Source organism: Mesorhizobium sp. L-2-11 (assembly GCF_016756595.1).
Classification (GTDB): domain Bacteria; phylum Pseudomonadota; class Alphaproteobacteria; order Rhizobiales; family Rhizobiaceae; genus Mesorhizobium.
On sequence record NZ_AP023257.1, the window covers coordinates 2,348,485 to 2,363,222 of the forward strand.

The 14,738-nt window shown below is 62.8% G+C and carries 15 protein-coding genes and 1 pseudogene; 3 read left to right on the forward strand and 13 right to left on the reverse strand.

Annotation, left to right across the window (positions count from 1 at the left end; genetic code table 11):
* Nucleotides 1-136: 136 nt before the first annotated feature.
* On the reverse strand, nucleotides 137-766 hold the full coding sequence (locus tag JG739_RS11270; RefSeq protein WP_027151253.1) for an ANTAR domain-containing response regulator: 630 nt from the start codon (nucleotides 764-766) through the stop codon (nucleotides 137-139).
* Complete coding sequence (locus JG739_RS11275) at nucleotides 767-1,906, reverse strand: transporter substrate-binding domain-containing protein (protein WP_202367419.1); 1,140 nt, start codon at nucleotides 1,904-1,906, stop codon at nucleotides 767-769. It lies immediately after the preceding gene.
* A gap of 206 nt (nucleotides 1,907-2,112) precedes the next feature.
* Between JG739_RS11275 and JG739_RS11280 the strand changes: the two genes are divergently transcribed.
* A complete protein-coding gene (locus JG739_RS11280) occupies nucleotides 2,113-2,289 on the forward strand; it encodes a hypothetical protein (RefSeq protein ID WP_202366526.1) in 177 nt (58 codons plus the stop codon).
* A 220-nt stretch (nucleotides 2,290-2,509) separates the two neighbouring features.
* Here JG739_RS11280 and JG739_RS35290 read toward each other — a convergent pair whose 3' ends face one another.
* From JG739_RS35290 to JG739_RS11290, 3 genes are all read right to left on the reverse strand, one after another.
* Entirely contained in the window at nucleotides 2,510-2,761 is a 252-nt protein-coding gene (locus JG739_RS35290) for a DUF6074 family protein (RefSeq protein ID WP_244749812.1), read from the reverse strand.
* Nucleotides 2,762-2,980: 219 nt separating this feature from the next.
* Entirely contained in the window at nucleotides 2,981-3,217 is a 237-nt protein-coding gene (locus JG739_RS11285; RefSeq protein WP_244749939.1) for a GNAT family N-acetyltransferase, read from the reverse strand.
* A 38-nt stretch (nucleotides 3,218-3,255) separates the two neighbouring features.
* Nucleotides 3,256-3,894, reverse strand: coding sequence for a class I SAM-dependent methyltransferase (locus JG739_RS11290; protein ID WP_202366527.1), 639 nt, complete (start codon nucleotides 3,892-3,894; stop codon nucleotides 3,256-3,258).
* A 23-nt stretch (nucleotides 3,895-3,917) separates the two neighbouring features.
* Between JG739_RS11290 and JG739_RS11295 the strand changes: the two are divergent.
* Nucleotides 3,918-4,124 (forward strand): annotated as a pseudogene (locus JG739_RS11295) (transposase domain-containing protein); the annotation flags it as partial.
* Nucleotides 4,125-4,265: 141 nt separating this feature from the next.
* On the opposite strand, the gene JG739_RS11300 reads toward JG739_RS11295, so the two are convergent.
* Nucleotides 4,266-5,297 carry a LysR family transcriptional regulator gene (locus JG739_RS11300; RefSeq protein ID WP_202366528.1) on the reverse strand — a complete coding sequence of 344 codons (1,032 nt, stop codon included), beginning with the start codon at nucleotides 5,295-5,297 and terminating at the stop codon, nucleotides 4,266-4,268.
* A gap of 74 nt (nucleotides 5,298-5,371) precedes the next feature.
* Between JG739_RS11300 and JG739_RS11305 the strand changes: the two genes are divergently transcribed.
* Nucleotides 5,372-5,527, forward strand: coding sequence for a DUF1127 domain-containing protein (locus JG739_RS11305; protein ID WP_202366529.1), 156 nt, complete (start codon nucleotides 5,372-5,374; stop codon nucleotides 5,525-5,527).
* A 199-nt stretch (nucleotides 5,528-5,726) separates the two neighbouring features.
* Here JG739_RS11305 and JG739_RS11310 read toward each other — a convergent pair whose 3' ends face one another.
* From JG739_RS11310 to bglB, 7 genes are all read right to left on the reverse strand, one after another.
* Entirely contained in the window at nucleotides 5,727-6,809 is a 1,083-nt protein-coding gene (locus JG739_RS11310) for an ABC transporter ATP-binding protein (protein WP_202366530.1), read from the reverse strand.
* Between the two features lie 8 nt (nucleotides 6,810-6,817).
* On the reverse strand, nucleotides 6,818-7,870 hold the full coding sequence (locus JG739_RS11315; protein WP_202366531.1) for a carbohydrate ABC transporter permease: 1,053 nt from the start codon (nucleotides 7,868-7,870) through the stop codon (nucleotides 6,818-6,820).
* Entirely contained in the window at nucleotides 7,867-8,892 is a 1,026-nt protein-coding gene (locus JG739_RS11320) for a carbohydrate ABC transporter permease (protein ID WP_202366532.1), read from the reverse strand. The genes JG739_RS11315 and JG739_RS11320 overlap by 4 nt, the downstream gene beginning before the upstream one ends.
* 15 nt (nucleotides 8,893-8,907) lie before the next feature.
* Nucleotides 8,908-10,170: an ABC transporter substrate-binding protein gene (locus JG739_RS11325; protein WP_202366533.1), complete on the reverse strand. Its 1,263-nt coding sequence runs from the start codon at nucleotides 10,168-10,170 to the stop codon at nucleotides 8,908-8,910.
* Between the two features lie 82 nt (nucleotides 10,171-10,252).
* A complete protein-coding gene (locus JG739_RS11330; protein ID WP_202366534.1) occupies nucleotides 10,253-12,778 on the reverse strand; it encodes a hypothetical protein in 2,526 nt (841 codons plus the stop codon).
* Nucleotides 12,775-13,611, reverse strand: coding sequence for a 5-dehydro-4-deoxy-D-glucuronate isomerase (gene kduI / locus JG739_RS11335; RefSeq protein ID WP_202366535.1), 837 nt, complete (start codon nucleotides 13,609-13,611; stop codon nucleotides 12,775-12,777). The genes JG739_RS11330 and kduI overlap by 4 nt, the downstream gene beginning before the upstream one ends.
* Nucleotides 13,608-14,696: a beta-galactosidase BglB gene (gene bglB, locus JG739_RS11340; RefSeq protein WP_202366536.1), complete on the reverse strand. Its 1,089-nt coding sequence runs from the start codon at nucleotides 14,694-14,696 to the stop codon at nucleotides 13,608-13,610. The genes kduI and bglB overlap by 4 nt, the downstream gene beginning before the upstream one ends.
* Between the last annotated feature and the right edge of the window lie 42 nt (nucleotides 14,697-14,738).

Genomic DNA, 14,738 nt, shown 5'->3' on the forward strand with positions numbered 1-14,738 from the left:
CAGCCGGGAGCCCGCGTCAAGGGTCAAAAAGTCTGACAGTTTACAGCGTGAGGAAGTGGCTGTTTAGATTAATAAAATCAAATGGCTGTAAGAATTTTCTGATGCGGTAAATCGTGTCGGGCTGTCGGCTGTCCGGCTATTTCTGATTGCCTGGCGCGGAAATCCCGAAGCCGAAAGTCCGCATCGCCTCCTGCGCTGCCAGGATGCCTTCGGCCACCGAAACCAGCGCCACCCGCTTCGAAGTCGCCTGGTCGCGGATCAGCTTGTAGGCGGTTTCCTCGTCGACGCCGTTCATCTCGACCAGTACCTTGACCGCCTTCTCGATCGTCCGGCGTCCCTTCAGCGTATCCTCCAGCTTGCGAACCTTGTTGGCCAGTCGCCCTTCGTAGCCGTAGCGGTAGCGGGCAAGTGCAAACTGCGTCAGCACACCCAACTGCCTGAGCGGCTTGGTGATGACGCCATGGGCGTTGAGGTCGATGATCGCCTTGATCGAGGTCGGGCTTTCATAGGTGACGATGGCGACCACGGCGGCGTTGGCGCCCTCGATGAGCGACACCATCGCGTCCGTCGGCGCCTCGCCGACCTGCACGAACACCGTGTCGATGTCGGCCGGGATCGAGGCCGGCGGCGGCCACGCCGCCCTGACTTCACAGCCAAGTCGCCTGAGGTGGTCGACGAGGGCGGCACCATCCTCGTCCTTCGGGTGCACGACGAGGATCTTCGCCTGCCGGAGATCGTTGAGGATGCGTTTGAGCGTCGCCGTCATCTAAAGCCACGGCTCTTCGAAATGGGTCGCAGCAAGATAGGGGTCTGGCCGGATCGCGACCTGCGACTGCCAGGCGATGTCGAACTGGCCGCTGGCGTTGGCGATGCCGATGCGTGGCGTCGACCAGACGTGGCGGTTTTCCTGGTCGAACATCATCCTGCCCTCCGGCGACGCATAGTCGATCTCAAGCGCCGCCTGGCCGAGGCGGAACGTGTCGAGGGTTCCGGCCTTTTCCAGCGCGCGGGCGAACAGGTGAACCTGCGTATACGCCGTCTGCGACCACATGGTCGCCGTCGTGCGGTCGCCGAAGCGGCGAGCAAGCTCGCCGACGAAGCGCTGGTTCTCGCCGCTGTCGACGCTCGCCAGATAGGGGGCGGCCAGCACATGTCCGGTACAGTGCTCGGCGCCGATCACGCGAATCTCGCCTTCGGCGAGGGTCAGGCTGGCGATCGGCCGCCGTGTCCGGTCGATGCCGGATTCGGCATAGAGCCGGTAGAGGATCTGTGCGCTGCGCCCGATGACGGTCGAGAAGACGGCGTTCGGCGCGGCCCTCTCGATGTCGGCCATCAGCCGGCGCATGCGGCGTTCGTCGGCGTCGAGCGGCACATATTGTTCCTCGACGATGGTGCCGCCCTTGCATTCCAGGAGGTCGCGCATCACCCGGTTGGATTCATGCGGGTAGATGTAGTCGGACCCGGCCATGAAGACGCGCGGTCCGTAGCGCTGCAGGATGAAGTCGGCCAGTGCGAAGGTGTTCTGGTTAAGCGTGGCGCCGGTGTAGAGGACGTTTTCCGAATATTCGAAGCCTTCGTAGATCGACGGGTACCAGAGCAGGCCGTTGTAGCGCTCGACGATCGGCAGCACCGCCTTGCGGCTGCCCGACATCGAGCAGCCGAAGATGACGTTGACATCGTCCTCGGTCAGAAGCTTGCGGGCCAGCGAGCGGAACGCCTCGGGGTCGCTGCCAGGATCGTAGGCGATCGGCTCGATCTGCCGCCCCAGCACGCCGCCGCCGGCATTGATCTCCTCGATGGCGAGCGCGGTTCCATAGAAATGCTCGCTTTCGGTGACCGAGGTGATGCCACTGCGCGAAAAAAGGATGCCGACGCGCCATGTCCCGGCTGTTTCTCTCACGGCAATCCTCCCTGGGCTTTTCCGGCAAAGGCCTATTGCACGCGAGGCGTCATGGCAATCGCCATCGAATGCCTGCTGTACTTGCGTTCGAAGTACCGTCTGGGTCAGGAATGGGCGCCATCGACTAGATGCCGGCCTCGTTGAGGAGCCATGCATCTGGCGCTGCAGAGGGTCCTGCTGCATAGTCCCTCGATCGGACCAGGACCGTCGCAATGAACTGGGGTATTGAGGATTTTACGGCTGCGGCCGCGCTACTTGCCGCAGCATGGATGGGGATTGCGCTGGTTCGGCGCAACGTCCATGGCAGGGTACTTCGCCCCATTTTGTTAGTCGGCGTGGTGCTGGTCGTGCTGATGATCTGGGCTCACTTGGCCGTGGGAATCGTCTGACCCGCAACCGCCAACGCCGGCGAGTAGAATAGCTTGCGTGGCGCACTAGCTAGCCGTCGAATTACGGTGACAGTGCACTATTTTCTTGTTGCTCACCGGCCGCCCGATTTCGACATCGGCGGCGCGCGGCAATGCAAGTCGAACTGAGCAAACCTGGCAAAATGTGCACTGTCACCGTAATTGCGTAATTGGGCAATCCATCGTCGTGAGCCAGCCGATGCTATTGTGCTAGTTTCGCCGCACTGCGGGTGGCTATATCATCTAAGACAGCATGAAGAAGCGTTCCGACTTCCTGTTCGGCCAGCCCGGGTGCAATTCCTGATTCGGATAGTTGAACGAGAATTGCCTTGGCGGTGTTGCGCCAGAAGGCGTTCGCGTCCTCCCCGTTCTTGGATTCTAGGATCCGGGCGATCCCTTCGACCAACTTCCGCCGCCGATGCAGCGGAAATGCGCTTATGTTTGAATCGCACATCGATCACCTCACCCCTTCAGTCGGGCGAATAAGCATTGGCGGATTAGAAAATTTGGTTAACAGCGCTCTTTTTGACGGTGGTCAGCAATGGAACTAAGCGTCCGCTGGCCTCGATGGTCGGTGCCGCGAATAGCGGCTGGACGCAGCGGCATGGCGAGTTCGAGAATCAACGTCCTGTTATGGGGCCCATCAGCCCGGCATCGCGTTGCTCGCCAACAGTCACGATCCTATGTCTCCGTCGAGCGCAAAACGCTCGCAGCGCTCGCCGTCGGACTCATCGATGAAGCTCTCGATATGTTTGAAGCCGAGCTTCGCCAATATCCGCAGCGACGCGAAATTGCGCGCCGCCGCCTCGGCCGTCACCTGTTCAAGCGCCAGAGTCTCAAAGGCGTGGCGGAGGACTTCGCGCGCCGCCTCGCTGCCCAGTCCATGCCCCCAATGCGCACGCGCCAGCACAAATCCCAATGCAAGCGCCGGAGTCGATCATGCTCAAGTCACCTCTTGCGCGCTACGATGTAAGGACGGTGGTCGTTGCCCCTGGTTGCGTGGCTTTCCGTGGCTAGAATGTCGAAGCCTGCGGCACAAATATGCTGGCTGAGTTCCGCCGCCAGAAAGACGCCTGCGTAGGGTGCTTTGCCGATCGCGCGCATCGCGGGCAGCAAGGCAAGCCCGATGAGTGGGTTCATATCCCCGACGCAGGGTGTCTTGGAGATGAACAAGCCCTTCGCTGCAAGGAGGTCATGAATGCGGCGCAACGTGCCGGGCAGGTCGCGGACCAGATGGAGATAGTTGAATCCCAGAACTGCGTCAAACTGATCTGTCTCAGGCGTGAGTGCCTCTGCAGTCGCGGTGCTGAAGACAAGCTCAGGGATAGGGCCGGCAGCGTGTTTCTCGTTGGCAATTGCGATCATTTCAGCGGAAATATCCGTTGCAAGATAGCTTTGCACATCGCCTGCAAGCCGGAGTGCCGTTGTGCCCGTTCCGCAGCCCAGTTCCAACACCCTGTCGTCTGATCCCAATAGGGCGCGGGTCCGGTCCAGCGTGCGCTCATATCCGACCGGATCCGCAATCGCACCCGTGGCGTACTTCCGTGAAGTCCGGTTCCAGAAACGGGCGTCATTCGCCGTGCTCATGGTGGAGTGCTCCTTTGCAATGCGCCATCAGGGCGGTGGCTCTCACGCGAAAAAATGCGCTCTTCGCGGGGCACGAGGTCGGGGCCGAGAACTGGGAGCTGCTGGCCTCCATCGTGGCGACCTGCAAACTCAACGACGTCAACCCGGCCGCCTATATCGCCGAAACCCTGCAGGCCATCCTCAACGGCCATCCTCAGAGCCGTATCGAGGAGCTTATGCCATGGAACTTCTGGAAAGCGTCAAGTCCCGACGCATTGGGTATCGGCAAGGCGCTTACAGTTGGAGTCCCTGTTGAAGTGTTACGGCCTATAGGCCTGACGGCGCAGGAGTTCAGCATGCGGCTCAGCTGGCGGCCGATCGACGTCTGAGGCTTACCCTATCGGCGTCTCGCCGCGAAACAGCGGCTGGTGCGCCCGCATCAAGGCGGTGATCCGGTCGGCGACTTTTCGCACCGGCGGCGCGTGACGTTCCTCGTGGTGGGTGACGATCCATTGGTCGGTTTCCAGTTCGGGGATAGGCTGAGCGACGCGAACCAGCCGCGGATCGCTGTCACCGACGAAGCACGGAAAGATCGAAAGGCCGGCGCCGGCGGCCACCAGTTCGCGCACCGAATGGGTGTTGTTGCCGCGCACCGCGATGCGGTCGCCGTGATGGGCTTGGAGCCAGCGCGCCGAGGCAATGTTTGCCGCTTCGCCGGTGACGCCGACGAACAACCCGGCGGCGATGCCGTTGATCAGGCGGCGTCCGGAATAAATGGCGTAGGCGACCTTGCCGCTCTGACGGCCGGCCAGCCACTGCTCGGTCGGGCGCTCGCTGCGGATGCCGATGTCGGCGGCACGGCGGCCGATGTCGACGCGGTCGGTGGTGGTGACGAACTCGACCCTGATGCCGTCATCGACCGTCCAGATTTCGCCGATATGGGTGGAAACGAAGGCTGAGGTCCATGGCCCGGCCGAGACGCGGACAATACGGTCGGGCAGGTTTCCCTCGCGCCAGCGGGTCAGCGACTGCATTGCTGCCTCGACGTCTTCGGCGCGCCGCAGCAGTTCTTCACCGACCGGGGTCAGCCGGTAGCCTGTCTGCTGGCGCACGAACAGCGGTTCGCCGATCTGCTTTTCGAGCGCGGTGACGCGTCGTCCGAGGGTGGCTGCGCTGAGGCGCGTGATTCCGGTCGCCGCGCTCAAGCCACCGAGCCGGGCAACGTCGAGAAACAACCTCAGATCGTCCCAGTCGATATCCATTTTGCAGAAATGAAAAACTCGTTGCGACCGTGGCTGTAGCGCGAAGCGGGCATCACGCGCAAGTATCCAGGCATTGCAGGCGTTGGACAATCCTGCTTGCAGCGACAGCGACAAGCGCCTCGGCTGGCCAAGAAACCAGCGCAATCCTTGCGAAACGCGCATGCGCTTCGCGCAGATGCTTTGCGCTTTCGACCAACCCAAGCGCGCGGGCTTTCTGCGCGCCAAAGGAGATGATCATGTTCGATAAACTTCGACACCGTTTCGCCCGCTGGCTTGCCTATCGCCAGACGCTTGCGAGCTTGAGGCAGGCCCCAGACAGCACACTGGCGGATGCTGGCATTTCTCGCGAAGAGGTCCGCGAGCATGCCCGCCACGCCAGCCTGCGTCGTTGAGGGGGCGGGGCATGCAGATGATGACGCAGCCCTCGCCACGACTTTGCCCCTCTTACCAGCTTAGCGCTGAAGTGGGCCATCGAGCTTCGCTAGCCCCACACCGCACAGTTTGATTGTTCTCACACGAACACGAACCAAACAGTCATGCCGGGAAGCCCAGTCATCGTCCGACTCCATGCCGGACGGGGTTAGCCAACTTCTAACTCACAGCGATGCGCAGGCCGGTGTCATCGAAAAGATGCAGATGGCTGGTATCGAATTTTAGATCCACCGTGTCGCCGGAAGCCACCGGGCATTGTCCGGCGACAACCGCCAGCATGGTCTGGCCGCCGCTTGTTTTGGTGTGGACGATTGTCTCGGAGCCGAGGGCTTCCACCAGCGCGACACGCGCCGCAACGTCTCCCTTGCCGGCATCGGCGAGGCTGATGTGATGTGGCCGCAGCCCGAGCGTCACGTCGCCATTGGCCGCGCCGACGTTCCCGTCGATCTCGAATCCAGCTGAACCGTCCAGCGTGAGGCTTGACCGGCCAGTGCCCCCGGGTGCCACCTTTACCGGCAGGAAGTTCATACGCGGCGCACCGATGAAACCGGCGACGAACTGATTGGCCGGATGATTGTAGAGGTCGAGCGGCGTGCCGATCTGCTCGATGCGGCCGGCGCGCAGCACGACGATGCGGTCGGCAAGCGTCATCGCCTCGATCTGGTCGTGCGTGACATAGACCATCGTCGCCGAGAGCCGCTCGTGCAGGGCGGCCAGTTCGGCGCGTGTCGAGATGCGCAGCTCGGCGTCGAGATTGGACAGCGGCTCGTCAAGCAGGAAAGCGGTTGGATTGCGCACGATGGCGCGGCCGATCGCGACGCGCTGGCGCTGGCCGCCGGAGAGCTGGCCGGGGCGCCGGTCGAGATACGGCGCGATTTCCAGCATCCGCGCGGCTTCGGCGATGCGCGCATCGATTTCGGCACGCGCCATACGGGCGTTCTCCAGTCCGAAGGCCAGGTTCTGGCGCACGCTCATGTGCGGGTAAAGCGCGTAGGACTGGAACACCATCGCCAATCCCCTGTCGGCGGCCGGAACCGTGGTCACGTCCTTGCCGTCGATCGCGATGGCGCCGCCTGTCGGCCGATCAAGCCCGGCGATGAGCCGCAGCAGCGTGGACTTGCCGCAGCCGGAGGGGCCGACGAAGACGATCAGCTCGCCGTCAAGGATATTGAGATTTATGTCGTGCAGTACGCCGACCTTGCCGAAAGCCCTCGATACGCCGGTGAGTGTGATCTGGCTCATGGTAGCCTCTATTTCAGACCGGAGCCGGCAATGCCGGTGGTGATGAAGCGCTGAAGGAATATGAACACCAGCACGACCGGGATCATGGTGACGACGGTCATGGCCAGGATGTAATGCCATTGCACATTGAGTTGGCCGGCATAGGTGTTGAGGCCAACCTGCAGCGTATAGACCTCCTTGCGCGACAAGACGATCAGTGGCCAGAGGAAGTCGTTCCAGCGCCAGACCACCGAAAAGATCGCCAGTACCGCCAGCGCGGGGGCGGTCAGCGGCAGGATGATGCGCCAGTAGATCTGCCATTCCGACGCCTTGTCCATGCGCGCTGCATCGATCAGCTCGTCGGGGATCGTCAGCATGTACTGGCGTAGCATGAAGACGCCCGTGGGCGTCGCCACTGTGGGCAGGATCACGCCCCATAGCGAATTGAACAGTCCCATTGCCGAGATGACCGAATAGAGCGGCACCAGAATGACGGAAAGCGGCACCATCAGCGTCGCGACGATGAGCATCATCACAGCCGAGCGTCCCCGAAAATTGTACTTCGACAGTGCGAACGCGGCCATCGAATTGGTCAGGAGCGTAATCAGGGTGGCGACCACGGTGACGAAGACCGAGTTGCGCAGATAGAGGAAGAAGTCAAAGGCGAGGAAAGGCTGGACATAATTGTCGAGCGCGAAGGCGATGCTGCGCTTGGGCGTACGGTTCCGGATGTTGACACGAATGATCTCGCCCGGGTTGGCGGGATCGACCATCTGCGCGACGGTGCCGAGGCGGCGCACTTCGGCGAGCACGCGCACGCTGCCGTCGTCATTGCGCACTTCGAAGAGCGGCAGCGGCTTCTCGTAACCCTCCACAATCGCTTCGGCGGTGACATAGGGCAAAATAGTCGGCGGGAACTCCGCCAGCGCCGCAGGCGTCTTGAACGAGGAGTTGACCAGCCAGAGCGCCGGGCCGAACATGACAAGCAGCCCGCCGATCAGCCAGAACCAGGTGAAAACGTCGGTCCAGTGCCAGCCGGCGCCGCCGCGCCGGCGGAACAGAAATTCCGCAACCCTGCTCATCGCATTTTGCCCCGCTGCTCGTTGCGCCTTGCGATGCCCAGCTGGATCAAGGTCAGCACGACCAGCACCGCTCCCATGAGGATCGAGGCCGCGGAGGCGAGCCCCGGATTGCGCAGCATCGAGGCGAAGCCGACCTCGTAGATGTACTGCGTGAGGAACAGCGTGCTGGTGCCGGGACCGCCTCCGGTCAGCACATAGACCTCGTCGAATATCTGCACGGCGCGGATGAGTGTCAGCACCAGCACGACCAGGAGGTTGGGCGCCAGCAAGGGCAGCGTTATGCGCCAGAAGACGCGCATGGGCCGGGTGCCGTCCATCTCAGCGGCCTCATAGAGGTCTTTCGGAATGGCCTGAAGGCCGGCGAGAAGGATCAGCGCATAGAAGCCGACATGGGCCCAGACCGACACCATGATCGTCGCCGTGAAGGCCCAGTTGCGCTCCACCAGCCAGTTGACCGGGGTTCCGCCCGCCTCGAACACCATTAGGTTGAGCAGTCCCTGCCGCTGCAGAATCCAGCGCCAGATGAGACCGACCACTACCGGCGACAAAAGCACCGGGAAGAAGAACACGGCGCGCCAGAAACTGCGCGCACGCAACTCACGGTTGAGTACGAGTGCGGTGACAAGCGCCACGGCGACCATCATCGCCACTTGCAGCACGACGAAGGCCAGGGTGTTCCAAACCGCGATCCAGAACAGGTCCTCGGTGCAGCTCTTCGGATCGAGATAGCTGCCGCAGCTGAACAGCCGCCCATACTGATCGGCGCCGACGAAGGTGCGGTCGCCGAGGAACAGCGCCCCGCCACCGGTCATCGAATAGAGGATGTTGATAACCAGCGGAAACAGCACGAAAATGCCGAACACCAGCATGTTCGGCGCCAGGAAGAACACGGCCATGCCGTTGCTGCCCGTGCGCCGTTGCAACATGCGCAGCGGCGCATCGAAAACATTCGCAAGCCAGCCGACCGGCGCCAGGATCATGGCGCCGGCGCGGGTTGCTATGCCGTTTCGGACGTCTGCCATGACACTGCCGCGACGCTACTTCGATGCCTCGGCCACCTGTGCCTTGATATCCTCGTCGATGCGGACGAAAGCCTCGTCGAGCTTCAGCTCGCCGGCCATGACCTGACTGATGCGGGTCACCAGCGCGCCATAAACCGGAGTTCCCCATTTCCATGCCGGCAGGGCGGCGGCATTCGGCGCGATCTTGTCCGATGCCTTCAGGAAGGCTTCGAGCGACGCCTTGACGTTCTCGTCATCGGTCTTGTAATCGATCTTGCCGGCGAGAACGCCCTTGTGTGCGGGCAGGAACAGGGTGCGCTCGGTGAATTCGCGCATGATGTCCTCGCGGCCCAGGAAGTCCATCACCTTGCCGACTTCAGCGGCGTTCTTCGTGTATTTGACGGCGACCAGTGCGGCGCCGCCCGGCATGCCGGTGCAGGCGGCGGGCCCGCACGGCGAGCCCGTCGCCACCCAGTCGAAGTTCTTGCCGATCTTGCTGGCGAGGTTGGCAACCTGCCAACTGCCCGAATAATAGTAGGCAATCTGCCCATTGATGAAGTCGTCGGCCCCGGCGCGATAGGTGGTGCCCGACGCCGACACCCAGATTTCCTTGTTCATGCGGCCGTCGGCAACCCAATTGACCAGCTTTTCGGCGAAGGCTTTCGTGCCGGCGTCGATCGGCGCCGGCAGTCGATCAGCGCCGATGTAATTGGCGCCATAAGAAATGGTCGCCGCCGAGATACGATGGCCGCTGCGATCGATGGCAAAGGCAGCATTGAGCTGCTGGCTCTGCTGCACCTTGCCGGCGGCATCGATCCATTCGTCCCAGGTTGCGGTGTCGGCGGGGATCGGCACGCCGGCCTGTTCGAAAAGCGTCTTGTTGACGAAGCCGCCGGTCAGCGTGATCTGGGTCATGAAGCCCGGAATTATCTTGGAACCGTCAGGGCGCATCCAGTCGAACTGGTCGCCGAAATTCGTCTGCCAGTATGCCGGATCGGCAACCACAGGCGTCAGGTCGAGCCAATGATCGGCGAGTTCCTTGATGTTGGTGACGCGGGCGATATCGGGACCCCGTCCCGCCTCGAGTTCGACCGGAAGCTGCTCCTGGACAACCTTGTAGGCGACATTGTCGAGAATGACGTTGATGTCCGGATTGTCTTTCATGAAGCGGTTGAGCAGGTCCTGTATCACCTCGCCCTCGACGCCGTCCGAGTACCACATCACGCGAACGTCGCCTGCGAACGCGGTCGACGACAGAAGGCCAGCCGAAAGGCCCAGGATTATCGAATTCATTCTCATGGTTCACTCCTCCGCTTTTGCGGTCTTCACCGCTTGATTGTCGCTGTCCGAACTGCTTGTCGGGCTCCTTTTGATCCGTTCCTCACCTGGTTGCGATGGCGTCGGCTGTGAAGAACGTGGCTTCGCCCGTCACCTGCCAGTCGGCCGGGTCGATGACACGACCCTCAGCCTCCATGCGGCCATCCGAATGGAACAGCACGTCGCCATATTCCGGGTCATTGACATGCAGAAGGTCGTTTTTTCCGTGGCCGAGCGCGAGCTGAGAAAACTGCGCCTCGAACTCCTCCAGCGACCCATATTGCCGGCGCCGGCCCAAGCGGATGATCCATGCGGCTTGATGGCCCGGCACGCGCAGCTCGTTTCCAGCGGTCGGCCCGCGGCCGACAAGCTCGAAGGCGCTGTCGGCCTTCAGCATCGCGAACCCGTCGCCGCCGCGCGCCGAAGCGATGTGTTCCTTGACCCACGCCTCGTCGAACGCGCTCTGTGGGAACCAGACATGGGTAAAGTCGGGTTGCTCGGCAGCGCAGCTGAACAACACAACTGCCAGGTCGCGGTATTGATGCACGCGCGGCAGAGATCCGCAGCCGCCCCAGTAGGATGGCCGGCCATAGCCCGAATGAATCGTCTCGCCCGGATGGTTGATCCATATCTGCGCGTCGGGATTGCCGCCGAGGCGCAGGTGCAGCACCGTTTCCTGATAACCCCATTCGTTCCAGCGATAGGCTGCCGCGCTTCCCATGGCGAAATCGCGGGTCTTGTAGTGGTAGAGCTTGGCGATCCGGTTCTGGCCCTGCGCGAAGCACCATTCCTGCGCGTCGTCGCCCGCCATGCAAGCGATGCCGGTCAGCTCTTGCGGGACGTCGAGCCCATGGTCGCGCAGGCAGAGCGCTAGCTGCGGCAGGGCGTGGAAGCGCATGCCGTAGAAACCTTTGCCCCACAGCATGCGTGCAATGCCGGAAAGTTCCAGCGAACAAGCGGCGCGCAGCGTGTGCTCGTAGGAGCGTCCCTGCGCGCCGGTAAGCATGCCCTGCTGAGCCGAGCGGGCGACGATCTCGAGCAGGCGGTTGATCGCAGCCCCGGCGCGCCGGCGGACGTCGGCATCTGGCCCAAGCGCGTAAAGGATCGTCAATCCCTTGAGATCGATCGGGAAATAAGGGGCGGAGTTGAATTCCGCCATTTCCCATGCCTCGAAATGATCGAGCCAGGCGCGCACCCGCGCAAGGCCCACGGTCGACTGCTCCGCGCCGGTGCGCCCCGAGCGGACAAAGCGGGCGTCGGGCAAGAGATGGCCGCCGAGATAAGCCGCGGTGTGAAACAGAAGCGCATGGTTTTCGGAGAAGTACCACTGCACGTCGTTGCCCGGCTCATCCATCCAATAGCGGTAATTGAGGATCGCCTCGTCAATGCGGTGACGCAGATCAACCGCGATCGAGTTGCCGTAGGCATGACGGCACCAGAGCAGTGGAACCAGGATGAAATCGGCGCAGTCGTGGCAATCTTCGATCGCCGGCAGTGCAGCAGCAATGATGGCGTCGGTTTCAGCGCCGCCGCGGCCGGTCGCCAGCCGCGCCAGCGCCCGCACGGTATCGGCCTCCGCGAAGTTGGAGACCTCTTCCAGGGCTTCGCCGATCCGGTCGGCAAGGATGGCAGGGGCGCGGCCCTGACGCGCCGCATGACAGATCTCCACGCCGAAGACCCGCCGGGCAACAAAGCCTGACGACGAGAGCGATACGGCAAAATGCCGGAAGTCGGCGGGAAGGTCTTCCGTTGCGGCAATCGTGATGCGTCTTGCCCCCGCTTCGACGCGACGGCGGAAGATCACGGGGGCCTCGATCGACATGAAGTCGCCCTCGATCACGATCGCTACATCCATCGCAACCGGCAGCGCGACATCCGTCACCAGCGCCACTTCGCCGCCGGAATAAAATGGATGCTCGAAATGCATTGCGTCGAGAGCGGCTTCCATGGCCGCCGCGACGTCGCCTTTGACGGTCGTGGGCAAGACCTGTTCGGCAGCTGGGCCCCGGAGATAGTCGAGTTGGAAGAAGTAGCGTGCGTCACGCTCGGCGAGGTCGTCGAACCAGATGCTGATCTCGTTGGCGCCGGCGACGAGATCGACCTCGAAATCCTGGGAAGCCTCAAGATTGCGCCCGTAGGGCGCCATCCAGCCGGCCTCTATCCCGTTGACGAACAGAACGGCGCCGCCGCAGGTGCGCAGCCGCAGCCGCGCCCGGCCGTCCGAGACTGCGTCGAGCGCGGTACTTGCCCAGGTGGCGACCACGGTCGGGCGGAACCAGAAGCCCGACAGGTCGACGCGCGGCGAGCCGAACGGAAGCCAAACACGGTCCGGCTCGAACGCGCCCTGCGGCGTGGGCCGTTTCCCGCGGCGTTCAGCGGCAAACTCGGTTCGGCACGGATATTCGTGCGGGATGAAATTCTTGTGCTTGGTCAGGAAGAAGAAGGGGTCCATCTCCCCTTGCATCGGCCGATCTGCAACATCGTAGCGCTGCTCAGACGTCGTGCCGACGAGCCAATAAGCGACGGGGCCACCGAGCGCGAGCGGCCGGCGCAGCGCAAGATCATGCGTAATCGGTTCCACGGTGTTCATCGCAGTGTCTCAACGGGCACGGGCGACACGTCGTTATAGGCCTGGTTCTCGCCCGTCATGCCCCAGACGAAGGCGTAGGGCCCGGTTCCGCTGCCCATATGGATCGACCAGGCCGGCGAGATGACACAATCGCCATTGGCCACGATCAGATGGCGGGTATTGTCCGGCCGTCCCATCAGATGGATCACCCGGTCTTCCGCCGCGAGATCGAAATAGAGATAGGCTTCCATGCGCCGCTCATGCAGGTGAGGGGGCATGGTATTCCAGACGCTTCCCGCAGCAAGATCCGTGATGCCCATCAGCAGCAGACAGGAAGGCGCGACTTCGGGATGAATGTACATGCGCAATGTCCGCTTGTTGGCGCGTCGCTCCTCGCCGAGTTCGAGCGGTTTCGCCTCGGATTTCGTGATCAGCCGATGCTTGATGTCTGCGCCGGCCGGAACCGAGTTCATATAGAACCAGGCGGGGTGCGCGTCGCTGTCGCTTTCGAGCGTCACTTGTTTCGCGCCGCGCCCGACATAGAGCACATCGCGGTTGGCGAGCGCGAAGCGCTGCTGGTCGACGCTCACCGTTCCTGCGCCGCCGAGATTGGCAATGCCCATCTCGCGCGCGGTGAACAGATGAGGCGTGCCGACGTCCGCGCCATCGCCGAAACTCAGCGGCTCTCCGGTTGGGCACGCGCCGCCGACGATCATGCGGTCGACATGGGTGTAAGCGAAGGCGACGCGGCCGGGCTCGAACAGCCGCTCCACCAGAAACTCCGCGCGTAGCCGTTCCGTCCCGTAGCCATCGATGTCGCCCGGACCGGCGCCGAAGAGAACGCGCATCGTCATGCCGCCGCCTCGGCAGCTTCGGCATGGATCATCCCCTCGGTGAGGCAGAGGATCGCCAGCGCCTGGCCGTAGCCGGTGGGCTGGATCGGGATGTCGCGGTAGAATTGGAGATCATGGCCCATGCGGGTGCCGTAGGAAACGTTTCCGAGCACGCCGTTCTCATCGATGCTGGCCAGCACCGCGTCGAGTGCGCGCCGGCCCGCTGGACCGCACGCCTTGGGTCCGAAGCCTAGGCGCGCAGCTTTCATGAGACCATAGCCGATGCCGGCGGTGGCCGACATCTCTTCATAGGATGTCGGGTCATCGAGCAAAGTGTGCCATGCTCCCGATGGCGCCTGCAGGTGCAGCAGCGCTTCGATCTGCGCTTCCAGCACGCCGAGCAGATAGGCTTCGACTGGCTTGCCGACACCGCCATTTTCGATCAGGTCGAGGATGCCGACGGTGATCCAGGCGTTGCCGCGAGCCCAGAGAGCGCGGGCAAAATTATGGCGGCCGGCAAATGTCCAGCCGTGGAACCACAAGCCGGTTTTCGGGTCGGCGAGATAGCGAGCATGGACGAGGAACTGGCGAACAGCTTCGTCGATGCAAGCTTGCCGGCCGGCCGCGCGTCCGTAGAAAGCGAGGAACAGGCCAGCCATGAACAACGTGTCATCCCACAATTCGTCGTCGTTGATCTTGTCTGAGACATTGTGCTGGAACCCGCCCTCGGGCGTGCGAGGCATGTCGCGAAGCAGCCTTTCGGCCCATTGGCCGAGAGGCGTTTCCCAGCGCGGATCGCGTGTCTCGCCCCAGAGCAATGCCAGCGCCATCATCGGTGCGGTGGTGTTGATGTTCATCGGCGGCAGGCCCGCCCTCAAATGGCGGTCGTACCAGTCTTCGATTGTCTTCAGAAGTTTCGGGTCGCGATCGTGCCGCCAGAGGCAAACCAGGCCGTAGAGCCCCACACCCTGCGGCCATTCCCAGGAATCGAAGCTGATGTAGTCGCCGGCCGTGCCGTCGAGGTTGGGCTCGTCGAAACGGCCGTCATGGCGCAGGGCGGTCATGCCGCGCACGAGCAGGTCGAGCTTTGAGCGCATATCTCTCATGGACGACGCCACTACTCCTCCCAAGCTTGCGCGATGTCGGGC